The sequence below is a fragment of the Aeromonas sp. ASNIH2 genome, assembly GCF_002934795.1.
GTDB lineage: Bacteria > Pseudomonadota > Gammaproteobacteria > Enterobacterales > Aeromonadaceae > Aeromonas > Aeromonas caviae.
In genome coordinates this window covers 468,546-492,395 of record NZ_CP026406.1, presented here as the reverse complement: position 1 = coordinate 492,395, position 23,850 = coordinate 468,546, and the positions used below count along the sequence as shown (strand labels likewise).

Genomic DNA, 23,850 nt, shown 5'->3' with positions numbered 1-23,850 from the left:
GACAAGGACGGCGTGCTGGCAACCTAGCGGGGGCGGGTCAGCTTGCCCAGTTGTAACAGCAGCTGGGTGAGCAAGGCGCCGGCGGCGGCGCTCAGCACCGCCAGCAGCAGGCTGCCGAGCAGGAAGGGGGGCACCAGGGTGGCTGCCTCCTGCTCCAGCCAGTGCAGGGACCAGGTGAGATGGAAGGGGGCTGGCGTCTCGTTCAGCACCAGGCAACCGGTACGATAGGCGTAGAGGTACATGAAGGGGAGCGTCAGCGGGTTGTTGAACCAGACCGCCAAGAGGGCCAGCGGCAGGTTGAAGCTGAACGCCAGCACCAGGGCGACGGCCACCAGGGAGTGCATGGGCATGGGGACCCAGCTGGCGAACAGCCCGGCCGCCACGGCGCCACAGAGGGCCCGCGTTCCCCCTTGCCAGAGGGCGGGGGTCAGCAGTCGCTCGCCAAAGAGGGCGAACCACTTCTGTTGGCGCAGGGTATCGGGGTCAATCTTGAAGCGGGCCAACCAGCGATTCAGCATGGGCGCGCCACCTTGCGTTTTTGCCACTGGCGCACCGTGCTCAGGCGCCAGCCCGCGCGAACCAGGAGATAGCCGACGAGGGCGCTCAGCAGGGCAAGCACCAGGGAGCCCAGCAAGAGCGGCGGGGCCACCGTCTCGAACACCGACACCAGCCAGGCCCAGGTGAAGGTGATCTCGATGTGCTGGGAGGGTTGCCCCAGCAACTGGCAGCCCACCAGATAGGCGCCATAAAACAGCGGTGGCATGGTCAGGGGGTTGGAGAGCCAGACCAGGGCCACCGAGAGGGGCAGGTTGACCCGGCAGGCGATGGCGCCGCCAGCGGCCAGCAGCATCTGGCAGGGGAGGGGAACCCAGGCCATGAAGAGGCCGACCGCACAGGCACCGGCGGCGGAGCGCCGGTTGAGATGCCAGAGGTTGGCATCCAGCAGCAGCTTGCCAAAGAGTCGCAAGTGCTTGTGTTCCTTGAGGGTCGCCGGGTCGGGTAGCCAGCGCTGTATGATTCGTTTGGGCATGTTCTGAACCTTGCTAAATACTTGCTCCATGGATCTGCGTCTGTTGTCGTTTGCCCTGGGGGCAAGCTCCTCACTGCTTTGGCCATGGCTGCCTTCATGGGAATGGGGTGGCCTGATGCTGCTGCTCGCGCTCCCCCTCGCCGGTGGTCGTTGCTGGCGGCTGCTGTTTCTGCTGCTCGGCATCCTCTGGATGCAGGTGAATTTGCACTACCGGCTTGCCTGGCTGGATCAGCTTGGCAAAAAAACGAGCCACATCATAACCGCACACGTGCAAAGTACGGAGTCTTCGGGAGAGAAAGAGGGGGATAAATTTGCGCGCCTGCTGCTGCGCCTCGACACCCTGGACGATCGCCCCCTCATCGTGCCACCCCTGGTGCGGGTCAATGCCTATCAGGTGTTGCCGCCGTTGCCTGCCGGCAGCCGCGTCACCCTGGTGACCTCTCTCAAGCCGGCCCATGGCCTGGCCAACGAAGCGGGGATGGATGGGCGGCGCCTGCTCCTTGGCAAGGGGATCACCGCCACCGGCAACCTGCGCCGGGTCATCGCCCTGGATGCCGTGCCCCCAGGTGTGCGCGATCGCTGGCTGGCGGCGGCGAGTCGCGCCTGGGAGGGGATGGCGCAGGCCCCCCTGCTGGCGGCCCTCACCTTCGGGGAGCAGGGGGGATCACGGATGCCCAGTGGGAACTCTTTCGCGGCAGCGGCCTGACCCACATCATCGCCATCTCGGGCCAGCATATCGCTCTGGTAGCGGTGCTCGGCTGGTGGCTCGGGCGGCTGTTCGGGCTGCGCGGGGCTATCTGCGTGTCGCTCCTGTTCGCGGCCACCTACAGCTGGCTGGCGGGGTTTGCGGTGGCCACCGAGCGTGCCCTCATCATGGTGCTGGTGTGGAGCCTGCTGCGCTGGCTAAAGCGGGACTGGCCGAGCCACCGGATCTGGCTGTGGGCCTTCGTGGTGCTGACATTGTGGGACCCTTTCGCCCTCTATTCGGCGGGGTTCTGGCTCTCTTTTTTGGCGGTGGCCCTGCTGTTGCTGGCGAGCCTGTTGCACGATCGCCCCGGCCTGGTACGGCTGCAACTTCTGCTGCTGCTCGGATTGCTGCCCCTGCAACTGCTGCTGTTCGAGGGGATGGCGCCCCTGGCGTTTCTGCTCAATCTGCTGGCACTGCCGCTGTTCTGCCTTGTCATCATTCCCCTGGCGCTCGTCGGCGTACTGGTGGCGCCCCTCTCCACGTTGCTGGCCCACGGCCTGCTCTGGGTCTCCGCCTTCGGCCTGGAGTGGGTGCTGTGGGGGCTCACGCAGCTGGCGGATCGCCTGCAGCTCTGGTGGCCGGTGCCCGGCTGGCTGATGCCCGCCAGCGCCCTGCTGATCCTGCTGTGGACGGGATGGCACCTGCCGGGAGGGCGCGCCCTGGGGGGACCGGTGGCGGCGGCCCTGCTGCTCGCCCTCTGGCCTGCTCCCGCTGCCTGGCAGGTGCGGGTGCTGGACGTGGGGCAGGGGCTCTCGGTGCTCGTCACCCGGGGGGAGCGGGCCATCCTGTTTGATACCGGGGATCGCTACCCCGGGGGCTACAACATGGCGGATGCGGCCATCCTGCCTCTGCTCAACCGGCTCGGCATCCGGGTGATCGACACCCTGATCATCAGCCACAGAGACAGGGATCACGCGGGCAACCGGCAGGCTCTGCTGCAGAGCATGGCGGTGCGCCGGGAGCTCTCCTCCTTCCCCTTTGCACCGGCTACCCAGGCCTGCCGCCGAGGTCAGCAGTGGCACTGGCAGGGGCTGGATGTGCGGGTGCTCTGGCCCCTGGCAGCCGGGGCGGGGCGCAACAACGACAGTTGCGTGGTGCAGCTGGATGACGGGCGCCATCGGCTGCTGCTGAGCGGCGACATCGAGCAGCAGGCGGAGCGCCGCCTGCTGGCACTGGCGCTGGAGGAGGGTGAGGGCGCGGGGCTGGCCAGTACCCTGCTGGTGAGCCCGCATCATGGCAGTCGCACCTCCTCCACGGCTCCCTTCGTGGCGGCGGTGAAACCTGCCTTCGTGGTGCACAGCGCAGGCTTCATGAACCAGTGGGGCTTTCCCCGCCCCGAGGTGGTGGCGCGATACCAGGGGGCGCGGCAGTGGGTCACGGGGGAGGCGGGCGCCATCCTGATCGAGCCGGGGGACGCGGGCCTCAGGATCCGGGCCGAGCGGGAGCAGGGGCCCTGGTACAGGCGTGGCGGCCCCTGGTGGCAGCCGCAGGTATGGGGAAGGGAGTGAGGATCCGGTGAGCCAGCCCGGCAAGGGGCGGCCTTCATTTGTGACCCGGGTTGAAGCCATCGCGCCAGCGGCGCTTGGTGTAGCTCCAAGGTTTGGCTAGAATAGCCCGTCATTTCCCTTATTAACGGCTATTCATGCAACAAGAAACCTCACAAGAGAGCTGGACCGTCTTCAAGCGCCTGCTCGGTTATGTCCGGGATCGCAAGCTGGGTCTGGTGGGCGGCATCATTGGCATGCTGGGTTACGCGGCCGTGGATACCACCTTTGTCTACTCCATCAAACCGCTCATCGATCAGGGGCTCAACGGCAACGACAGCAGCGTGCTCAAGTGGATGCCCTTCTTCGTCCTCGGCATCGTGGCTCTGCGCGGCTGCGCCGCCTTCCTCTCCAACTACTGCATGGCCTGGGTCGGCAACCACGTGGTGATGCGCCTGCAGCAGCAGGTGTTCAGCCACCTGATGGCCATGCCCATGAGCTTCTTCGACCGCCAGAACACCGGCAACCTGCTCTCCAAGGTGACCTATGACGCCGGTCAGGTGTCGTCCGCCGCGAGCTCGACCCTGGTCTCCCTGGTGCGGGAAGGGGCCACCGTCATCGGCCTGCTGGGCCTGATGTTCTGGCACTCCTGGCAGTTGTCGGTGATCTTCCTGGTGGTGGGGCCCCTGGTCGGGATCCTCATCAGCATCATCAGCCGACGTTTTCGCAAGATAAGCCGCCACATCCAGCAGGCGGTGGGTGACATCACCACCTCCACCGAGCAGATGCTCAAGGGGCACAAAGAGGTGCTGATGTTCGGGGGCCAGGAGGTGGAGGACAAGCGCTTCTACCAGGTGAGCAACCGGATGCGTCAGCAGACCATGAAGATGGTCGCCGCCGACGCCATCGGCAGCCCCATCGTCCAGATGGTGGCCTCCGTGGCCCTTGCGGTCTTCCTCTATGTCGCCACCATCGACAGCGTCAAGGCGACCCTGACCGCGGGCACCTTCACCGTCATGGTCACCTCCATGATGATGCTGCTCAAGCCGCTGAAAAGCCTTACCGACGTGAACAACCAGTTCCAGCGCGGCATCACCGCCTGCCAGAGCCTGTTCGGTCTGCTGGACTCCACCCCGGAGCAGGACACCGGCACCCGCACCCTGGAACGTGCCCGAGGTGAAATCGAGTTTCGCAACGTCACCTTCACCTACCCGACCAAGGAGACACCGGCGCTGCGCAACATCAGCTTCAAGGTGGAGGCGGGCAAATCGGTGGCCCTGGTGGGGCGTTCCGGCTCCGGCAAGAGCACCATCGCGAGCCTCCTGACCCGCTTCTATGACATCGAAGAGGGGGAAATTCTGCTGGATGGCGTCAACATCCGCGAATACCGCCTGAGCGAGCTGCGCAAGCAGTACGCCCTGGTCTCCCAGCACGTGCACCTCTTCAACGACTCCGTGGCCAACAACATCGCCTACGCGGCGGAAGAGAAGTACAGCCGCGACGAGATCCAGCAGGCGGCCCGCATCGCCCATGCGGACGACTTCGTCAGCAAGATGCCGGAAGGCTATGACACCGTCATCGGCGAGAACGGCGCCTCCCTCTCCGGCGGCCAGCGCCAGCGCATCGCCATCGCCCGCGCCCTGCTGCGGGACTCCCCGGTGCTGCTGCTGGACGAGGCCACCTCGGCCCTGGACACCGAGTCCGAGCGCCACATCCAGGCGGCCATCGACGAGCTGTGCAAGGCGCGCACTTCCCTCGTGATCGCCCACCGTCTCTCCACCATCGAGAAGGCGGACGAGATCCTGGTGATCGACGAGGGACACATCGTCGAGCGCGGCAACCACCAAACCCTGATGGACATGCATGGTACTTATGCCCAGCTGCGGGCCATTCAGTTTGGTAATACAGCCACGGGTAACAAGGGCTGATGCTGGCCAGACTCTGGTACGGGAACAGCCTCTGGCGCTGGGGGCTGGCCCCCTTCGCCCTGCTGTTTGCCCTCATCAGCGGCGTCCGCCGTCTGGGGTATCGCCGGGGTTGGTTCCGCGCCTATCGGGCCACCCTGCCGGTGGTGGTGGTGGGCAATCTCTCGGTGGGGGGCAACGGCAAGACCCCGGTGGTGGTCTGGCTGGTGGAACAACTCCAGGCCCGGGGCTGGCGCCCCGGCGTGGTGAGCCGCGGCTATGGCGGCAAGGCGCCCCATTACCCCTATCGACTGGATGAGAGCAGCACCCCGGCCGAGGCCGGGGATGAGCCCGTGCTCATCGCAAGGCGCTGCGGCTGCCCCGTGGCGGTGGCCCCCAGACGGGCCGATGCTGTGCGGTTGCTGGAGCAAAGCGGTGAGGTGGACATCATCGTCACCGACGACGGCCTGCAGCACTATGCCCTGGCCCGTGACATCGAGCTGGTGGTGGTGGACGGGGCGCGCCGCTTTGGCAATGGCTGTCTGCTGCCCATGGGGCCGCTGCGCGAGCCCACGACCCGCCTCAAGCGGGTGGACGCCATCATCTGCAACGGCGGCGAACCCGCCCGTGGCGAGTACGCCATGCGCCTGGTGCCGGATACCCTGCGCCGGGTGTGCGACGATGCGCCTCTCACGGCCCCTTTCTCGGGGCCGGTGGATGCCCTGGCAGGCATCGGCCATCCCCCCCGTTTCTTCGCCACCCTGACCGCCCTTGGTTACGAGCTGGTGCAGAGCGTCGGCTACGGGGATCACCAGGCGTTCGACGCCGCCGAGCTGCTGGCCCGCTTCGGCCAGCGCCCCTTGCTGATGACCGAGAAGGATGCGGTCAAGTGCCGCCCCTTCGCCCCGGACAACTGGTGGTATCTGCCGGTCAGCGCCGAGCTGCCCGATGCCCTGGGAGAGGCGCTGCTGCGCACCCTGGGCCCGCAGCCCGGAAGAAGGAACGGGCACCAGGCGCCCTGACGGGCGCCACCGGATTGGAACAGACGGCCAGCGCCCGGACTCGGGGGCTGGCCCTGCACATTGACATGCCAGGCAAGATCGCCTGTGGGAAATCGTTAAAGGAGTTTCGTTGTGGCACTGGATATTAAACTGCTCGACATCATCGCCTGCCCGGTCTGCAAGGGGAAACTGCACTATCAAGCGCACGCTGAGGGCCCTCAGGAGCTCATCTGCCGCTTCGACAGACTGGCCTATCCCCTGGAGGAGGGGATCCCGGTGCTGCTGGAGAACCGGGCCCGTCACCTGGCGCTGGAAGAGCTGAAGCCATGAGTTTCGTCGTCGTCATTCCTGCCCGTTACGCCTCCACCCGGCTGCCGGGCAAGCCGCTGGCCGACATTCACGGCAAGCCCATGGTGCAGCACGTGGTGGAGAAGGCCCTGCAATCGGGCGCCGATCGGGTGATCGTCGCCACCGATGACGAGCGGGTGCAGCAGGCTCTGGCTCCCTTTGCCGCCGCTGCCGGGTTCGAGGTGTGCATGACCTCACCGGATCACCAGTCCGGCACCGAGCGTCTGGCCGAGGTGTGCCGTCACTACGGCTTTGCCGCCGACACCATCATCGTCAACGTGCAGGGGGACGAGCCCCTCATTCCCCCCGTCATCATCCGCCAGGTGGCGGACAACCTGGCCGCGGCCAGCGCGCCCATGGCGACGCTGTCGGTGCCGATCAGGGATGCCGAAGAGGCGTTCAATCCCAATGCCGTCAAGGTGGTGACCGACCGGGAGGGGTATGCCCTCTACTTCAGTCGCGCCAGCATCCCCTGGGATCGGGATCGCTTTGCGGCCAGCGATCCCGTTGCGGGGAGCCACGAGCAGATTGGCGCGCACTACCAGCGCCACATCGGCATCTACGCCTATCGCGCCGGTTTCATCCAGCGTTACGTGGATTGGGAGCCGAGCGCGCTCGAGCAAATCGAGGCGCTGGAGCAGCTGAGGGTGCTCTGGTACGGGGAGAAGATCCATGTCGCCCAGGCGCTGGAAGCACCGCCCGTCGGGGTGGATACCCAGGTCGATCTGGACAAGGTGCGCGCGCTGCTGGCCGGATGAGGCCGGCTGAACGGGTTTGATGCATTACGGCGCCTCAAGGCGCCGTTTTTCTGTTGATTCTTTATATAGTAATTTGATTTAAAACGAATTTTACGAGCAGTTTCAAACTTTTCCCGGCCATGGTTTGCCAAATCGGCGAGTTTGGTTATGATGCAAGACGCCGTGTTAACCCTAACTGGCATATAACGAGATAAAAAACGGGGTGTTTGGGTGATTAATGTATTCCTGGTCGATGATCATGAGTTGGTGCGTACAGGGATAAGACGCATTTTGGAAGACGTCCGCGGGATCAAGGTGGTGGGCGAGGCGCAGAGCGGGGAGACCGCGGTGGCCTTCTGTCGGCAACATCACCCCGACGTGATCCTGATGGACATGAACATGCCGGGCATCGGCGGTCTGGAGGCGACCCGCAAGATCCTGCGGATCCGCCCCGATGTGCGCATCATAGTGCTGACCATTCATTCAGAAAATCCGTTCCCCACCAAGGTGATGCAGGCGGGCGCCGCCGGCTATCTCACCAAGGGCGCCGCGCCGGACGAGATGATCCACGCTATTCGCCTGGTGCACTCCGGGCAGCGTTACATCTCCCCTGAGATCGCCCAGCAGATGGCCCTGAGCCAGTTTGCCTCCGCCGACGAGAACCCCTTCAAGTCCCTCTCCGAGCGCGAGCTGCAGATCATGATGATGATCACCAAGGGGCAGAAGGTGACCGACATCTCCGAGCAGCTCAACCTGAGCCCGAAGACGGTCAACAGCTACCGCTACCGCCTGTTCAGCAAGCTGGGCATCAACGGCGATGTGGAGCTGACCCATCTGGCCATTCGCTATGGCATGCTGGATGCCGACACCCTGTAAGGGGGCGTGTGGACACCAAAGGCGGCCTGTGCCGCCTTTTTGCTTTTTGCCGCCCCGGCGCAGTATGCTCTGTGCCGTCTTCTGCTTTCACCCGTGAGCCGAGTTGCCGATGAGCCTCTTTTCCTATCCCTGTTTGCCGCAGACGCTGACCCAGTCCCTTGCCCGTTGCCGGAGCCAGCATGACCTCGTCTGAACCTCTCTTCGACAGCAAGGCGTTTCTCGGCGCCGTCACCCACCAGAGCGGCGTCTACCGCATGTACGACAGCGGCGGCACCGTCATCTACGTGGGCAAGGCCAAGGATCTGAAAAAACGGCTCGCCTCCTATTTTCGGGTCAACGTCGACAGCATCAAGACCCGCACCCTGGTGCGCCAGATCGCCGACGTGCAGGTAACGGTCACCCACACCGAGACCGAGGCGCTGATCCTCGAGCACAACCTCATCAAGCAGTACCAGCCTCGCTACAACGTGCTGCTGCGGGACGACAAGTCCTACCCCTGGATCATCATCACCGACCATCAGCACCCGCGTATCGGTGTCCATCGCGGTGCCCGCAAGGTGAAGGGGGAGTATTTCGGTCCGTATCCTTCCGGCGGTGCGGTGCGAGAGAGCCTGCACCTGATGCAGAAGATCTTTCCGGTGCGCCAGTGCGAGGATGCGGTCTATGCCAACCGCACCCGCCCCTGCCTGCTCTACCAGCTCAAGCGCTGCGCCGGCCCCTGCGTGGCGGGGCTGGTGAGCGAGGCGGAATACGCCCAGCAGGTGGCACTGGCCAAGCTGTTCCTCGCGGGCAAGAACCAGCAGGTGATAGGGGAACTGGTGGGCAAGATGGAGTCCGCCAGCGGCGATCTGCGCTTCGAGGAGGCGGCCCGCTATCGGGATCAGATCCAGGCCCTGCGCCGGGTCACCGAGCAGCAGTCGGTGAGCGGCAACGTGCTGGACGAGCTCGACGTGGTGGGGGTCGCCTTTGAGCAGGGGACCGCCTGCATCCACGTGCTCTTCATCCGCCAGGGCAAGGTGCTGGGCTCGCGCAGCTACTTCCCCAAGGTGCCGGCCGACACGCCGCTGGAAGAGGTGGTGCAATCCTTCCTGCTGCAGTTCTACCTGTCGGGGCAGGGGGGGCGGCAGATCCCGAGCGAGGTGCTGCTGGACGTGGCGCTGGAGGATGAGAGCGTCATCGCCGAGACCCTGAGCCAGACTGCTGGCTACAAGGTGCGGGTGGTGAGCCGGACCCGCAGCGAGCGGGCCCGCTTCATCAAGCTCGCCGCCATCAACGCCCAGACCGCGCTGCGCTCGCGCCTCGCCCACAAGAGCACCATCACCGCCCGTTACGATCAGCTGGAGGAGCTGCTGGAGCTCGAGACCCCCATCGCCCGCATGGAGTGTTTCGACATCTCCCACACCATGGGGGAGCGCACCGTGGCCTCCTGCGTGGTGTTCAACCGGGAGGGGCCGCTCAGCTCCGAGTACCGCCGCTTCAATATCGACGGCATCACCGGTGGCGATGACTACGCCGCCATGGAGCAGGCGCTGGAGCGCCGCTTTGGCAAGCAGCAGGAGCCGGACAAGGTGCCGGACGTGCTCTTCATCGACGGCGGTCTTGGCCAGCTGCGCCGCGCCGAGGAGATCCTGGCGCGCCAGTTGGAGTTTCTCGGCGGCAAGTATCCGCTCCTGGTGGGCATCGCCAAGGGGGTGACCCGCAAGGCGGGGCTGGAGACCCTGATCCTGGGGGATAGTCACGAAGAGCTGCACCTGCCGGCGGACATGCCCGCCCTGCACCTCATCCAGCACATTCGCGATGAATCCCACCGCTTCGCCATCACCGGCCACCGGGCCAGACGGGCAAAGGCGCGTACCACCAGTACCCTGGAAGACATTCCCGGGGTGGGACCGAAACGGCGGCAGGCGCTGCTCAAATACCTGGGTGGCCTGCAGGAGGTGAAAAAAGCCGGGGTGGACGAGCTGGCCAAGGTGCCCGGCATCAGCCAGGAGTTGGCCCAGTCCATCCACGACGCATTGCACTCGCTCTAGCGCTGCCTTTGGTGTGAAGGTGGTCACGCCAGGGGGCATCAGGGCGTGCCGCCTGCGCACAAGAGCCGTGACGCAGGGGGCTCCCAAATGCCATAATGACCGGCATCCTGAGGTTATTGATGGATTAATGGACCAAGGCGGGCGCCAGTTCGGTTGCATCCGCGATCGGCTTGGGGCTACCATGTAGCGGCATACAAGAAGTGGCTGAAAATAATGACAAATATTCCTAACCTGCTGACGTTCTTTCGGATTTTGCTCATCCCCGTCTTCGTCATCCTGTTCTACCTTCCCTATCAGTGGTCCTACATGGCGGCGGCCATCGTCTTTATCCTGGCGGCCGCAACCGACTGGTTTGACGGCTATCTTGCCCGCAAGCTGAACCAGTCCACCGCCTTTGGCGCCTTCCTCGATCCGGTGGCCGACAAGATCATGGTGGCGTCGGCCCTGGTGGTCATCGTCGAGCACTACAACACCGTCTGGGTCACCATCCCCGCCATGACCATGATTGGCCGGGAGATCATCATCTCCGCCCTGCGTGAATGGATGGCCGAGCTTGGCAAGCGCTCCTCGGTGGCCGTCAGCTGGATTGGCAAATGGAAGACCATGATCCAGATGGTGTCGCTCACCGGCCTCATCTGGCAATACGACATCTGGATGGTGTGGCTCGCCTATGTGCTGCTCTACGTGGCCACCGTGCTCACCTTCTGGTCCATGTTCCAGTACATGAAGGCCGCCTGGGGCGATCTCAGCTACCACTCCCGGTTCTAGTCCAAACGGGAAGATGGCCGTTTCTCTGCCACTGGCGCCGAGAAACGGCCATGAGCTGCAAAAGTGTGGGACAAGGGTAAAAAACACCCGAACGATCAGCGTATTAAATGTTTTTGGTTGACTGGGCGGGGAACATCGCTAGAATGCGTTCTCACAGTCAGGCAGTCAGCCAGACCGATGCGGGAATAGCTCAGTTGGTAGAGCACGACCTTGCCAAGGTCGGGGTCGCGAGTTCGAGTCTCGTTTCCCGCTCCAAATTCAGACAATAGAGAGTTCCTCTCTTTTGCATGGCGCGTTAGCAAAGCGGTTATGCAGCGGATTGCAAATCCGTTTAGTCCGGTTCGACTCCGGAACGTGCCTCCATATTGACAAGCCCGCCCGCGGACTTGATACCGATTGCGGTGCCTGAGTGGTGAAATCGGTAGACACAAGGGATTTAAAATCCCTCGACGTTCGCGTCGTGCCGGTTCGATTCCGGCCTCAGGCACCATTAAAAATCCTGTCTGGTCAACAGGTTAGCGTGGCAAGTGCGGCGCTAGAAGCTCTGAAACTGCGGTTAAGACACTCACATAACGCGAAATTACGCGAAAGAGGTTTTAACCATGGCACAAGTACGAACCGTATCCGGTAAGCGCGGCAAGACTTACCGAGTTCAAATGATGCGCAATGGTCAGCGCATAGATAAGTCGTTTCCGAGAAAAAAAGATGCGGAAGCGTTTTTGTCGCGCCTCACTGTGTGCGATGACCTAGCGGACGCCATGACGTCCGTCTCCCTCACTACAATCCCCCTTTCTGATGCAATCCGCGATTATCTCGATCAGTACACTGGTCGTGATACTTCTGGCATTCAGCGCCTTGTCTGGTGGTCTGATCGCTTGGGTGACAAGCCTGTAGCCTGTGGGCAAGATCCAGCGCCAACACATCAAAGACGCCTTAGTTGCGCTAGCCAAAGACGAGAAGTCCCCCGCCACCATCAACCGCTATAAGGCCGCCATATCCGCTCTGTTTGAATGGTTTAATGATCGGCACGACACCAAGCACAATCCCGCCCGTGAGATTCGCCAGCAAGCTGAAAGCGCAGGGCGTACCCGCTTTTTATCTGATGCCGAGATAGGCCGTCTACTCGATGCCGCTAGCAATAGCCGTTGGGAGCGTCTGCACCTGCTAATCCATATGGCGCTAGCTACAGGGGCACGGCGCAGCGAGCTGATCAATTTGAAATGGTCGGACATAGATTTTCAGCGCAAGACTGCACACCTAGAGCAAACCAAGAACGGAGACAGGCGGACGCTAACCCTCACAACAGCCGTCCTTGAAGAGCTGATGCCATTCCGGCAGGTTGGCGATGCCTACCTATTCCCTCACCCTGGCAAGCTGTACGGGCCTTTTGCTGAGTTCGATCACCACTGGCGAGTCTGCCTAGTCAAATCTGGTATCAGCGATTTTCGATTCCATGACTTGCGGCATTCCAGCGCCTCCCTAATGGCTAAGAGCGGAGCATCATTGCTTGAGCTGGCCGAACATCTAGGGAAGGTGCGAATAAGCGGGGAAATTCTTCTCGGCTGACTCAGTCATTTCATTTCTTCATGTTTGAGCCGATCTTTTCTCCCGTAAATGCCTTGAATCAGCCTATTTAGACCGTTTCTTCGCCATTTAAGGCGCTATTCCCAGTTTTTAGTGAGATCTCTCCCACTGACGTATCATTTGGTCCGCCCGAAACAGGTTGGCCAGCGTGAATAACATCGCCAGTTGGTTATCGTTTTTCAGCAACCCCTTGTATCTGGCTTTCACGAAGCCGAACTGTCGCTTGATGATGCGAAATGGGTGCTCCACCTTGGCCCGGATGCTGGCTTTCATGTATTCGATGTTGATGGCCGTTTTGTTCTTTCGTGGATGCTGTTTCAAGGTTCTTACCTTGCCGGGGCGCTCGGCGATCAGCCAGTCCACATCCACCTCAGCCAGCTCCTCGCGCTGTGGCGCCCCTTGGTAGCCGGCATCGGCTGAGACAAATTGCTCCTCTCCATGCAGCAGATTACCCAGCTGATTGAGGTCATGCTCGTTGGCCGCGGTGGTGACTAGGCTGTGGGTCAGGCCACTCTTGGCATCGACACCAATGTGGGCCTTCATGCCAAAGTGCCACTGATTGCCTTTCTTGGTCTGATGCATCTGCGGATCGCGTTGCTGCTCTTTGTTCTTGGTCGAGCTGGGTGCCTCAATGATGGTGGCATCGACCAAGGTGCCTTGAGTCATCATGACGCCTGCTTCGGCCAGCCAGCGATTGATGGTCTTGAACAATTGGCGGGCCAGTTGATGCTGCTCCAGCAGGTGGCGGAAATTCATGATGGTGGTGCGGTCCGGCAAGGCGCTATCCAGGGATAACCGGGCAAACAGACGCATGGAGGCGATTTCGTACAGAGCATCTTCCATCGCGCCATCGCTCAGGTTGTACCAATGCTGCATGCAGTGAATGCGTAACATGGTTTCCAGCGGATAAGGTCGCCGGCCATTACCAGCCTTGGGGTAAAACGGCTCGATGACTTCCACCATGTTTTGCCATGGCAGGATCTGCTCCATGCGGGACAAGAAAATCTCTTTTCTGGTCTGACGGCGCTTACTGCTGAATTCACTGTCGGCGAAGGTAAGTTGATGACTCATGATGAACCCTGTTCCATGGCTCCAGATGACAAACATGATCTCATATCAGGGACTTGTTCGCACCTTCCCTTGTGGTGTTAGTGAGATAAAACAGAGAGTTACTGCGCCTCCTTTGTGCGCAAATGGGGTTCGTTGCGCTTGGGTTTACTTGGCTGGTTATATGTTTACTGATGCGACCTGGAAGCTGGGCGGCTGTAGCAACTCACTCGGTGGCCTTAGCAAGCAGTCCTATGACAACACTTCCCAATGCCCACCCTTGCGCGGACCAACAAAGCGCAATCGCCCCGCTTTAACCAATGCGGCAGCTGCTCGCTCCACCGTGCTGGTCGATTTGCCTATTCGCTCGGCTACTTGTGTCAGGGTCAGGGCAGGCTCGCTCGCTAAGAGCGCCAACACTGCATCCGGTGTTTTTGCCCGCATTTCTACCTTCATTTCTACCGGCGTTTCTACCCTCACTTTTTCTGGCAGGGTGGGCTGAGATGTCGGCTGTGCGGTAATCGCTTCGGCCAACGCATCTCGCAGCGCCTCTAGCAGAAACAGAATAAAATCGGTGCAGTCACTCAGCCTGTCGGCCTGACTTAATTGGTGGTAGTAGTGCTCTTGGCGCTCTTTGATGATCGCTTCCACCGGCAGGAAGGCCATCACTGGTTGCCAACGGCTCAAGATCACCGTTTGCCACAAGCGTCCCATACGACCATTTCCATCGGAAAAGGGGTGGATAAACTCCAACTCGTAGTGCAAGGCACAAGAGGCGATCAAGGGATGGGCCTCTGTTTCTGCCAACCATTGCATCAGTTGTTCCATCAGACGCGGAACCTGAGTCGCGGGGGGAGCCATATGCACTAATTGCTCACCTCGATAGATGCCGACCCCACTGCTACGCCATTGCCCTGCGTCATCGCATAACCCGTGCATCAAACGTCCATGGGCCCTGAGCAAATCCGCAGAAGAGGTAGGGGCCCAAGCCGACATTGCTTCATAAGCGGCAAACGCATTGCGCACCTCCTGGATCTCACGGGGCAATCCCAGTACAGGTTTGCCGTCGATCACTGCCGTGACTTGATCCAGGCTCAGGGTGTTGTGCTCGATAGCCAGGGATGCCTGGATGGTGCGGATCCGGTTTTCCCGGCGCAGCATGGGGACTTGCGAGCTCTGCGTCGAGCGCCATTGCCCCACCAATTCTGCGATCTCCGCCACCCGGCTCAACATGGCGTGGGTCAGGGTGAAGGGAGGGGAATAGGCTGCCATGGGGGACTCCGACTGAAACGATTGCAAATGCGAAGGCTCAGATTATCAGATCGGGGGCAAGACCAACACGGCGGCGTATCTTTGCGAATTCTGTGATAAGCGTTATGCGATGTTCTATGACGGGGTGCGATTTGTTGCGAACTTGAGGTGTTACTCGCTCCATCTACTTGCTATTTCATGCAATGAGATGCAAACGAGTTCCTTTGATTTAAAATCCCTCGACGTTCGCGTCGTGCCGGTTCGATTCCAGCCTCAGGCACCATTAAAATTGAAGAAAAAGCCTTACAGATTAAACAGATACGACGCTTCATTGCGTCGTTTTTGTTTTACCCCCCCCAGAATTTCTTTCCCACTTTTGCTGAATTGGCCATTTCCTGTCCAGGTGACTTGTTGCTCCCTGTGATTTGCTGTAATCGGCTGGCTGAGTGCTCCGACATAGGCAAGCAGATGTGTCTTGACACTGCGCCGAGGTTGTCTAGGGATGGTCTTTGGTACTGAAGCTAGCGCGGCTTGTTATGGCGCCTGGGCCTCGCGTTTCGTTGGCCAGCAAACAGATTTGAATCCTATGGTTGTATTCATTTTCCCGGGCTGGTCTTGTGGACAAGTTCGGCAATCCAGTCAGCAAATGCACGCACGGCAGGAGACAGAAAACGCTGATGGGGATAGAGCAATGTGACTGGCACCGATGGCGGTTGCCAATCTGCTAGCACCTCGATGAGCCTTCCTGCCTGCAGGTGCTCCAGTACAACATTCTCGGCAAGCTGGATGAGGCCAAAGCCATCGAGGCACATCTTGATATAAAGCCCCGTGTCATTGACGGCTGCGGTGCCGCTCACAGTAACCGATAGAGTCTCTTTACCGCGGACAAAGCGCATTTCGTTTGCATGCCTGGCGAGGCCCGAAAAGTAGTGGACCGCCTGGTGCATAGACAGTTCTTCAGGGGACTGGGGAACACCGTTTTCGTGAAGGTATTCAGGCGAGGCGCAGGTTACCCACCGAAACCGGCCAAGGGGACGAGCAACAAGGGTGGAGTTATTCAGCTCTCCTGTTCTGATCACGCAGTCCACACCTTCCTGAACAAGATCAACCTGCCGGTCACTCACACCTATCATCAGGTAGATATCTGGATAACGTTGGTGAAAGTCTCTGAGATTCGGCATGACGATGGAATGTGCTATCCCGCTCGGCATATCAACCCGCAAACGCCCCTGTGGCCGCTTGATAGCCTCCGTCAGGCTGGACTCGGCATGTTCAATCAATGAGAGTATTTCCCTGCACTGGCCAAGATACTGCAGGCCTTCAGGGGTGAGGTTCACCCGCCTCGTTGTTCTGTTCAGCAGGCGCACCTGCAGGTATTTTTCGAGGTTTTTAATCGTACTGCTGACTGTCGAGGAAGGCAGTGAGAGGGTCTCTGCTGCCTGCACGAAGCTTCCGGTCTCAGCAACCCGCATAAAGATCTGCATAGCCTGAATACGATCCACAGCCCTTCTCCCTTGAGACGATAACTCTACCGATAGTTCCCATGATTATTCGAAGATCATGAATTATGAAAACAGTTTGGTCATCTTTTTCAGGGTAATAGAGTGCCGTATCTTTTTGCCATTGGCTAGAATAGAGGCTCTTGAAATGACCGGATACGTTAGAAATATTGTTAATAATCAAGATGTAATACCAGATTCAATCTTGATCAAGGGAGCCACGATCCTCAGCATGGATGAGAGCGTGGGTAACATTGAACGTGGAGACATTCTGATCAGTGGATCAACCATTACGGCCATAGGCGAGAATCTGGAGGCGAATGGTGCCCGTATCATCAATGCTACGAACATAATCGCCATGCCGGGGATGGTGGATTCTCATCGCCACTCCTGGGAGGGACAACTGCGCCGCATCAATCCGAATGCCACTTGTCTGGAAGACTACAGCAACGCCACGCACTTCTCTTTCGCCAAGTACTATCGCCCTGCCGATATGTATATCGGCAACCTGCTGACGGCACTGGGCTGCATTGATGCAGGCATCACCACCGTCATTGACAATTCCCATAACAGCCGCACCGCAGCCCATTCGGACGCCGCCGTCGAGGCCCTGCTGGATGCAGGGATCCGTGCCATACACGCCTCCGGCGCACCGGTATCGGGGGAATGGGGGCCTTGTTGCTCAAATCGGGGAACTATCTGTCATCTCGGTGATCTGATCCTGTAGCGCAGTCTCCGAGAGCATCAGATGGGCAAGTCCAAGCACAAGATCAGCAACTGGCAGCAGTACAACCAAGCCTTGGTGCAACGCGGTTCGTTGACCATCTGGATGGACGAACAAGCCATTAAGCAGTGGCATTGCCTGGTCCACCATGGCCGCCGAGGGAGAGGTTTCCACTACAGTGACACCGCCATTGAGACGGCCCTGATGCTAAAAGGCTTGTTCAAGTTGCCGCTGCGGGCGCTAGAAGGCTTCATTAACTCGTTGTTCCAACTGATGGCGGTGCCTTTGCAGTCGCCGGACTATAGCTGTATCAGCAAGCGCGCCAAGACCGTCGACATCAAGTACCGCGTCCCCAGCCAAGGCCCGGTGGCTCACTTGGTCATTGATGCCACTGGCCTCAAGGTCTATGGCGAAGGCGAATGGAAAATTCGCAAACACGGCAAGGAGAAGCGACGAGTGTGGCGCAAGCTCCACTTGGCGGTGGATGCCACAACCCATGCGGTCATCGCTGCCGAAGTCAGCCTGGAGACGGTGGCGGATAACGAGGTGTTACCGACGTTGCTCAACCCCTTACGACGCAAGATAAAACAGGTCAGCGCCGATGGTGCGTATGACACCAAGGCCTGTCATGCGCTACTGAAGAAGAAGGGGGCGAAAGCCACCATACCGCCGAGAAAAAATGCGGCACCGTGGGAGGAAGGCCATCCCCGCAACGAGGCGGTGACGGCGCTCAAGGCCGGTGAACTGAAGCAATGGAAGAAAGACTCCGGCTATCACCAGCGCTCGATAGCCGAGACCGCCATGTACCGGTTCAAGCAACTCATCGGGCCAACGCTGAGCCTGCGGAACTACAACGCCCAGGTGGGCGAAATCCTGGCTGGCGTGAAGGTGATGAACAAGCTGATAGGGCTTGGTATGCCTGTTCGCCAGCCAGTGAATTGAGTGGTATCAACGGGTTGGGGAACGGCCATCCAGCGACGGATTTGATCAACAACGCCGGGAATGGGACAAGGCTCATTGGCCGGGTAACTGGCAACGCCTGCAAGAGAAATATTTCAAGGACAACCCAGAGAGCCTGGTTTCCCTTGCTGTCATGGCCCAGCTGGAGCCTGCATTGTGGGCCGAGGCTCGCAGGCTGGGGCTGCCGATCGTCACTGAATTCTTTGGTTCTTTTATGGCGTCTGAGCTGGAGTCACTGCATCGGCGCGGTCTGCTCGGCCCGGACAATATTTTCAATCACTGCACGTCACTGCCAGATGAGGGATGGAAGATCCTGCGAGAAGCCGGTGTCCGGGTGAATGTCTGCCCGCGCTCCGATGCGCACTATGGCATCGAGGACGGTATGTTTGCCATCCAGGCGGCGCAGCGTCATGGCATCAACCCTGGCCTCAGCGTCGACAATGAAACCTCTTACAGTACTGATATGTTTATGGAAATGCGCGTGGCATTTTACCTGCAACGGGTGATGGGCATACATCAGCAGCACTGTTGCGGCTCCGACCACTCGCTGACCACGCTGCCGGCTGCCCAACTTCTCAAATCGGCGACTGTCGATGGTGCTGCCTGTGCAGGGCTGCTGGACAAGGTAGGGAGCCTGACGCCAGGAAAACAGGCGGATCTCATTCTGATCAATGCTGGCGACATCAACCTCTACCCGTCCGGCAATGCCTTTGGCACCGTGGTGCATGCGACAGAGCGCAGCAACATTGATACCGTCATTATTGGCGGGCGCATCGTCAAGCAGCATGGCAAGGTGCTGGGCGTAGACAGCACGCGCCTTCGCGCCGCCATTGATGAGTCCCGTGAGCATCTGTTTGCCGCCGCCGGGTATGAGCCTGACATTTTTGCTGACGCCTTCCTGCCGCTGGCACATGCACACTGACAGGTATGCAACCCATGAGCACGCTGTATTACGTCATCGCTTTTGCCGCAGGTCTCGGGATCACGCTGCAGACAACTCTGAATAGCCAGCTGGCACGAGGACTCGGGGGCGATTCGGTCACCGCCGCATTGTTCTCCTTTGCGGCCGGTGCATTCAGCCTCGGGGTCTTCTCGCTGCTGCGTGGCGGATTATTCACCTCGCTTGCGGCCATTCCATCACAGCCTCTGTGGAGTCTGGCCGGCGGCCTGATCGGCGCTTGCGCGCTGTTCAGCTACATCGTGCTCGCACCGAAAATCGGGTTGTCAGCCCTGCTTGGGTTGGCCATCGTCGGACAGTTGCTCTCATCCCAGGTCATCGACCATTTTGGTCTGCTTGGCACCATCCAGCGTCCGGTATCTTTGATAAAGCTGGGTGGAATGTTGGTCATGCTGACCGGGCTCGTCATCATGCTGTTCGGTGATCGGTTAGCTGAGCGCCTTATGCACTGATGAAGCGGCCTTCTGATGTTTTGACCTTCACGAACGTCTGCCCAGGGGCAGGCGTTCTGCTGATGGGGTTTGCATCCCGGCTCAGTTCCATGACCTGAATAGGGGGACACAAAGAGGCTCGCCTGACGTGGTCAGGCGAGCCGGCTCATATCGCGTCAGTCATCACCCCTGGACATTGACCAGGATCCGGCCGCGCACCTGGCCTGCCAGGAAGGCATCCCCCAGGGTCACGACCTGGGAGAGGGGCACTTCCCGGGTGAGGAGATGGAGGCGGGTCAGGTCGAGATCCTCGGCCAGTCGGGCCCAGGCCTGCTGGCGCAGCGGGCGCGGTGCCATCACGCTGTCGATGCCATAGAGGGTGACGCCGCGCAGGATAAAGGGCATGACGGTGGAGGGGAAGTCCATCCCTCCCGCGAGACCGCAGGCAGCCACGGCGCCGCCGTAGCGGGTAGTGGCGCAGGCATTGGCCAGGGTGTGGCTGCCGACGGTGTCGATGACGCCGGCCCAGCGTTCCTTGCCCAGCGGGCGTCCCGGCGTGGCCAGTTCGGCGCGATCGATCACCTCGGCGGCGCCGAGGGACGTCAGATAGTCGGCCTCGTGCAGCCGCCCGGTGGCGGCCACGACCCGATAGCCCAGCTTGGCCAGGAGGGTGATCGCCACGCTGCCCACGCCGCCGTTGGCGCCCGTCACCAGAATGTCACCGTCACCGGGGGTGATGCCGTGCTTCTCCAACGCCATCACGCAGAGCATGGCGGTGTACCCTGCGGTGCCGATGGCCATGGCGTCCCGGGGCTGGATGCGCTCAGGCAGGGCAACCAGCCAGTCGCCCCGGACCCGTGCCCGCTCCGCCAGCCCGCCGCTGTGGGTCTCGCCCACGCCCCATCCGTTGAGCACCACCTTGTCGCCGGGGTGCCAGTCGGGATGCTGGCTCTCCAGCACGGTACCGGCAAAGTCGATGCCGGGGATCAGAGGGAAGCGGCGTACCACAGGGGAGGCGCCGGTGAGGGCCAGGCCATCCTTGTAGTTGAGGGAAGACCACTCTACCGCCACGGTCACATCCCCGGCAGGCAACATCTCCTCGGAGAGGCTCTGGTAGCTGGCGCGATAACCCGCCTCGTCTTTCTCGATCAGAATACCGTTGAACATCTTGTCTACTCCCATTAATTGGACTGACTGACTATTAATCGTCGTAAAAAAATCACTTTGCTAACTTCATGAAAAAATTGAGAAAAGAGAGCATGGGCTCGGTATCGCCCACCAGGCGTGCGCGCAGTACGGCCCCTTCCCAGCCGATCCAGAACTGATGGGCGAGGGCAGGGCAGTCACAATCAGGGGGCAGCTCCCCCGCCGTCACCGCATCCCTCAGGCAGCGGGTGAGCAGCACCTCCCAGTCGAGGAGGATCTGCTCGAGGCGCAGGCACAGCTCGGGGGAGAGCTGCACCACCTCCTGACCCAGGTTGCCCACGAGGCAGCCCCGCTGGAACGCAAACCGGGTCATGCCCCGGCAGGCGCTGTCGACGAAGGCAACAAGACGGGCCAGGGGGGGCAGGCTCTCATCCTCCAGATAGCGCGTCAGCTTGCGGCAGAAGTAGTGGTGATAGGCATCCATGACCGCCAGAGTGAAGTCGTGCTTGGTGGCGAAGTAGTGATAGAAGGAGCCCTTGGGGATCCCGGTCGACTGCAACACCCGCTCGATGGAGGTGGCGGCGATTCCCTGCTCGGTCAGCAGCTCCATGCCCCGGCGGATCAACAGATCCCGGGTGTCGGCATAGGTGTGCCCGTGCTGGGCAGGGCGGCCGCGAGGGCGGCGGGGCAGAGCGTCGCTGGTTGGCATGGGGGTTATTAGACGCCTCAACTAGAAATGATGCAAGCCCGGGCCGGGCTAAGGCACGGGGGATGAGAGCGGGTAGTCGCAGCAAGCTGGCGCCAGCGGGGCAGAAAACAGCGAGGGCGCCAGTGGCGCCCTCGCATCGATGGGTGGCTGCGCCTCAACTGCGCAGCTTGTTGTAGACAAACAGCACGATCAGGGCGCCAACGGTGGCGATGATGATGCTCGGCAGGTTGAAGCCGGTGACCGTTCCCATCCCGAGCAGGGTGCTGACATAGCCCCCCACCATGGCACCGACTACCCCCAGGATCACCGTCATGAAGAAACCGCCGCCATCCTTGCCCGGCATGATCCATTTGGCCAGGATGCCGACGATCAGTCCCAGTACCACCCAAGTAAGAAATCCCATGGTCTTCTCCTCGTTGTGTGCAGAGAACCAGAGTATATGCAGGGATCCAGCTTGTATCCCGCCACAGCACGGCGTGAGTCAGAAACGGTCATATGAGACTCGCTCCTGACCATGGCAGGCAGAGGGCCTCAGCCGAGCGCGCGGGTGTCGAGGCGCTGCCCGGCGGGGGAGCAGACCAGCACCGACCCCTGCTCGAACCAGTCTCCCAGCACGATGCGCCGCGCCGCACGCCCATCCAGGGTGAAGTCGTGGATGGCGGGCCTGTGGGTGTGACCGTGGATCATCAGGCGGCAGCCGTGCTGGCGCAGCATGTCGTCCACCGCCTCCGGGGTCACGTCCATGATGATCTGGCTCTTCTGGGCATTCTCCATCTGGCTCTGGCCGCGCATCTTGTGGGCGATGGCCTGGCGGCGCGAGAGCGGCAGGCGCAGGAAGAGCCAGCGTAGCCATTTGAGTTGTGTGATGCGGCGAAACTTCTGGTAGCCCTCATCTCGAGTGCAGAGCAGATCCCCGTGGCTCAGCAGCACCCGCTCGCCGTACAGCTCGATGACGCAGGGGTCGCCGAGCAGGGTCATGCCGGCCCGTTTGGCAAACTGGCGCCCCAAGAGGAAGTCGCGGTTGCCGTGAATGAAATAGAGGGGCACCCCTTGCTGGCTCAGGGCGAGAAAGGCATCGGCCACCTCGCGGTGGAGCGGGTTGGGGTCGTCGTCCCCAATCCAGAATTCGAACAGATCCCCCAGCACATAGAGGGCGTCGGCCCCGGGCGCGTCTTCGGCCAGAAAGCGCACCAGGGCTGCCGTCATGTCGGGCCTGCCTTGGCTGAGGTGAATGTCACTGATAAAGAGGGTGCTCATGAGTTCCTGGGCATCATGGTAAGAGAGTCCCGCCTGGGTGCGGACAAGGCCTGTGACCTTGCTCGTCGAGCGGGTGGGGGAGGGAAGGGCAGCAGAGCCCCGCAAGGTTGACGTCCTCCAGGGTCAGCAACGCCTCGTAAGGGTCGCCGGACAGACCCAGCAGGCGGCACATGGCCGCTTCCCCCTTGAGCCCTTCATCAACACGCAGGCGCAGCACTTCCCGGTGGAAGGGGGCGCCAAAGCGCTCAAGCAGGGCGGCCATCAGGCTGAGGTGGCGCCAGCCATGACACATCTCGAGGGGATCAGGGGTGAGGTAGAGCTCGACTGGCCAGCACTGGCCATCTGGCCCGTGGCGTCGCTGCTCGGCGATCCAGACCTGCTCGCCCTTGCTTCGCACCTGCCAGCCTTGTGCTGCCAGTGTCGCGGCAAGGAAGGCCGGGTCCGGATGCTGGCAGAGGATGTCGAGATCGCTGCCGGGCCTATCCAGCCCGATGGCGATCGTGCTCACCAGGGCCAGATCGTTGCACAGGGGGCCAAGCTCATTCCACAGGCCGCCGCTCAGCAGGGCGTGGGCCGAGCGCTGACGTGCGTTGCCCTGGGCCAGATAGTCGAGGCGGCGCCAGTTGGGGGCGGCAGATGGAAAAACTGCGGCCGGGGCCGCAGTGGTATCAGAGCCTGGCCGGCAGGGATTACTCGGCAAGGGTCACCTTGGTGATGACGACGTCTTCGGTCGGAACGTCCTGATGCATGCGGCCGTAGTTGCCGGTCTTCACGCCCTTGATCTTGTTGACCACGTCCATGCCGGCGGTCACTTCACCGAACACGCAGTAGCCGAAGCCCTGGGTGGTGGCGGACTTGAAGTCCAGGAAGTCGTTGTTGTTCACGTTGATGAAGAACTGGGCGCTGGCGGAGTGCGGCTCCATGGTGCGGGCCATGGCGATGGTGCCGATCTTGTTGGACAGACCGTTGGCCGCCTCGTTCTTGATGGGAGCGCGGGTCTCTTTCTCTTCGAAGCCCGGGGCATAGCCGCCACCCTGGATCATGAAGCCGTCGATGACGCGGTGGAAGATGGTGTTGTCGTAGTGACCGTCACGGCAGTATTGCAGGAAGTTGGCCACGGTCTCCGGGGCTTTTTCCGCGTTCAGGGTCAGGGTGATGTCGCCGTGGTTGGTGTGCAGAGTAACCATGAGTTGTCCTTTCATTTTGACGCGGGCAGCAAGTTGCCCGCAGGTGTATGGCATAAAGTGGTGGCAATTCTAGCCCATCAAGGCTCTGCGGCATAGATGGCAGGGGGGAGAGGGGGCTTTTTCTGCCTCGTTTTCTATACCGGATGCGGTTAGAATGGCAGGCCATTTTAC

General features: G+C 61.1%; 23 protein-coding genes, 3 tRNA genes and 1 pseudogene. 16 read left to right on the top strand and 11 right to left on the bottom strand.

The annotated features are described in order from the left end of the window. Nucleotides 1–23 precede the first annotated feature (23 nt). The gene (locus tag C3F36_RS02260) at nt 24–518 is read right to left on the bottom strand and encodes a DUF2062 domain-containing protein (protein ID WP_104454375.1); all 495 of its coding nucleotides are present in this window, start codon (nt 516–518) and stop codon (nt 24–26) included. Beyond that, nucleotides 512–1,030, bottom strand: coding sequence for a DUF2062 domain-containing protein (locus tag C3F36_RS02255; RefSeq protein ID WP_039040274.1), 519 nt, complete (start codon nt 1,028–1,030; stop codon nt 512–514). Before C3F36_RS02255 ends, C3F36_RS02260 begins: the two co-directional genes overlap by 7 nt. A gap of 28 nt (nt 1,031–1,058) precedes the next feature. Here C3F36_RS02255 and C3F36_RS02250 point away from each other — a divergent pair. The 12 genes and pseudogenes from C3F36_RS02250 to C3F36_RS02195 all read left to right on the top strand — a co-directional run bounded on the left by C3F36_RS02250 (nt 1,059) and on the right by C3F36_RS02195 (nt 12,492). Continuing rightward, nucleotides 1,059–3,286, top strand: a pseudogene (locus C3F36_RS02250) (DNA internalization-related competence protein ComEC/Rec2). 134 nt (nt 3,287–3,420) lie between these two features. Beyond that, a complete protein-coding gene (gene msbA, locus C3F36_RS02245) occupies nt 3,421–5,190 on the top strand; it encodes a lipid A ABC transporter ATP-binding protein/permease MsbA (RefSeq protein WP_042014329.1) in 1,770 nt (589 codons plus the stop codon). Further along, a complete protein-coding gene (lpxK, locus tag C3F36_RS02240; RefSeq protein ID WP_104454374.1) occupies nt 5,190–6,188 on the top strand; it encodes a tetraacyldisaccharide 4'-kinase in 999 nt (332 codons plus the stop codon). The genes msbA and lpxK overlap by 1 nt, the downstream gene beginning before the upstream one ends. Nucleotides 6,189–6,299: 111 nt before the next feature. Further along, nucleotides 6,300–6,497 carry a Trm112 family protein gene (locus C3F36_RS02235; RefSeq protein WP_010675233.1) on the top strand — a complete coding sequence of 66 codons (198 nt, stop codon included), beginning with the start codon at nt 6,300–6,302 and terminating at the stop codon, nt 6,495–6,497. Next, nucleotides 6,494–7,273 (top strand): 3-deoxy-manno-octulosonate cytidylyltransferase, encoded by a 780-nt coding sequence (gene kdsB / locus C3F36_RS02230; protein ID WP_104454373.1) that lies wholly within the window; start codon nt 6,494–6,496, stop codon nt 7,271–7,273. Before C3F36_RS02235 ends, kdsB begins: the two co-directional genes overlap by 4 nt. Before the next feature lie 210 nt (nt 7,274–7,483). Further along, nucleotides 7,484–8,128 (top strand): UvrY/SirA/GacA family response regulator transcription factor, encoded by a 645-nt coding sequence (gene uvrY, locus C3F36_RS02225; RefSeq protein WP_010675231.1) that lies wholly within the window; start codon nt 7,484–7,486, stop codon nt 8,126–8,128. Nucleotides 8,129–8,307: 179 nt separating this feature from the next. Next, nucleotides 8,308–10,158: an excinuclease ABC subunit UvrC gene (uvrC, locus tag C3F36_RS02220; RefSeq protein WP_104454372.1), complete on the top strand. Its 1,851-nt coding sequence runs from the start codon at nt 8,308–8,310 to the stop codon at nt 10,156–10,158. Between the two features lie 213 nt (nt 10,159–10,371). After that, nucleotides 10,372–10,926 (top strand): CDP-diacylglycerol--glycerol-3-phosphate 3-phosphatidyltransferase, encoded by a 555-nt coding sequence (gene pgsA, locus C3F36_RS02215; protein WP_104454371.1) that lies wholly within the window; start codon nt 10,372–10,374, stop codon nt 10,924–10,926. Nucleotides 10,927–11,105: 179 nt separating this feature from the next. Then, a tRNA-Gly gene (locus tag C3F36_RS02210) sits at nt 11,106–11,181 on the top strand. Nucleotides 11,182–11,215: 34 nt separating this feature from the next. After that, nucleotides 11,216–11,289, top strand: a tRNA-Cys gene (locus C3F36_RS02205). A gap of 40 nt (nt 11,290–11,329) precedes the next feature. Further along, nucleotides 11,330–11,416 (top strand) — tRNA-Leu (locus C3F36_RS02200). 407 nt (nt 11,417–11,823) lie between these two features. Next, nucleotides 11,824–12,492 (top strand): tyrosine-type recombinase/integrase, encoded by a 669-nt coding sequence (locus C3F36_RS02195; protein ID WP_158656065.1) that lies wholly within the window; start codon nt 11,824–11,826, stop codon nt 12,490–12,492. A 108-nt stretch (nt 12,493–12,600) separates the two neighbouring features. Here the strand turns inward: C3F36_RS02195 and C3F36_RS02190 are convergent, their stop codons facing one another. From C3F36_RS02190 to C3F36_RS02180, 3 genes are all read right to left on the bottom strand, one after another. Further along, nucleotides 12,601–13,581, bottom strand: coding sequence for an IS5-like element IS5 family transposase (locus C3F36_RS02190; protein ID WP_026141915.1), 981 nt, complete (start codon nt 13,579–13,581; stop codon nt 12,601–12,603). Between the two features lie 228 nt (nt 13,582–13,809). Continuing rightward, nucleotides 13,810–14,829: a Fic family protein gene (locus C3F36_RS02185; protein WP_103260365.1), complete on the bottom strand. Its 1,020-nt coding sequence runs from the start codon at nt 14,827–14,829 to the stop codon at nt 13,810–13,812. Between the two features lie 575 nt (nt 14,830–15,404). Continuing rightward, entirely contained in the window at nt 15,405–16,310 is a 906-nt protein-coding gene (locus tag C3F36_RS02180) for a LysR family transcriptional regulator (RefSeq protein WP_043156228.1), read from the bottom strand. A gap of 58 nt (nt 16,311–16,368) precedes the next feature. Between C3F36_RS02180 and C3F36_RS02175 the strand changes: the two genes are divergently transcribed. From C3F36_RS02175 to C3F36_RS02160, 4 genes are all read left to right on the top strand, one after another. After that, a complete protein-coding gene (locus C3F36_RS02175; protein WP_199769649.1) occupies nt 16,369–17,034 on the top strand; it encodes a hypothetical protein in 666 nt (221 codons plus the stop codon). A gap of 21 nt (nt 17,035–17,055) precedes the next feature. Beyond that, on the top strand, nt 17,056–17,973 hold the full coding sequence (locus C3F36_RS02170) for an IS5 family transposase (RefSeq protein ID WP_104454370.1): 918 nt from the start codon (nt 17,056–17,058) through the stop codon (nt 17,971–17,973). A 151-nt stretch (nt 17,974–18,124) separates the two neighbouring features. Continuing rightward, entirely contained in the window at nt 18,125–18,913 is a 789-nt protein-coding gene (locus C3F36_RS02165) for an amidohydrolase family protein (RefSeq protein WP_233759696.1), read from the top strand. Between the two features lie 14 nt (nt 18,914–18,927). Continuing rightward, nucleotides 18,928–19,401: a DMT family transporter gene (locus C3F36_RS02160; RefSeq protein ID WP_042014762.1), complete on the top strand. Its 474-nt coding sequence runs from the start codon at nt 18,928–18,930 to the stop codon at nt 19,399–19,401. 162 nt (nt 19,402–19,563) lie between these two features. On the opposite strand, the gene acuI is transcribed toward C3F36_RS02160, so the two are convergent. The 6 genes from acuI to C3F36_RS02130 form a co-directional block, all read right to left on the bottom strand. Next, nucleotides 19,564–20,547, bottom strand: a complete 984-nt coding sequence (acuI, locus tag C3F36_RS02155) for an acrylyl-CoA reductase (NADPH) (protein ID WP_104454369.1) — start codon at nt 20,545–20,547, stop codon at nt 19,564–19,566. Nucleotides 20,548–20,599: 52 nt separating this feature from the next. Further along, nucleotides 20,600–21,235 (bottom strand): acrylate utilization transcriptional regulator AcuR, encoded by a 636-nt coding sequence (acuR, locus tag C3F36_RS02150; RefSeq protein WP_041213120.1) that lies wholly within the window; start codon nt 21,233–21,235, stop codon nt 20,600–20,602. 154 nt (nt 21,236–21,389) lie between these two features. Further along, the gene (locus tag C3F36_RS02145) at nt 21,390–21,638 is read right to left on the bottom strand and encodes a GlsB/YeaQ/YmgE family stress response membrane protein (protein WP_010675223.1); all 249 of its coding nucleotides are present in this window, start codon (nt 21,636–21,638) and stop codon (nt 21,390–21,392) included. Nucleotides 21,639–21,766: 128 nt separating this feature from the next. Next, complete coding sequence (gene lpxH, locus C3F36_RS02140) at nt 21,767–22,492, bottom strand: UDP-2,3-diacylglucosamine diphosphatase (protein WP_104454368.1); 726 nt, start codon at nt 22,490–22,492, stop codon at nt 21,767–21,769. Between the two features lie 13 nt (nt 22,493–22,505). Beyond that, on the bottom strand, nt 22,506–23,192 hold the full coding sequence (locus C3F36_RS02135) for a DUF4269 domain-containing protein (protein WP_104454367.1): 687 nt from the start codon (nt 23,190–23,192) through the stop codon (nt 22,506–22,508). Beyond that, nucleotides 23,182–23,679, bottom strand: a complete 498-nt coding sequence (locus C3F36_RS02130) for a peptidylprolyl isomerase (RefSeq protein WP_039041198.1) — start codon at nt 23,677–23,679, stop codon at nt 23,182–23,184. The genes C3F36_RS02135 and C3F36_RS02130 overlap by 11 nt, the downstream gene beginning before the upstream one ends. Nucleotides 23,680–23,850: the final 171 nt, after the last annotated feature.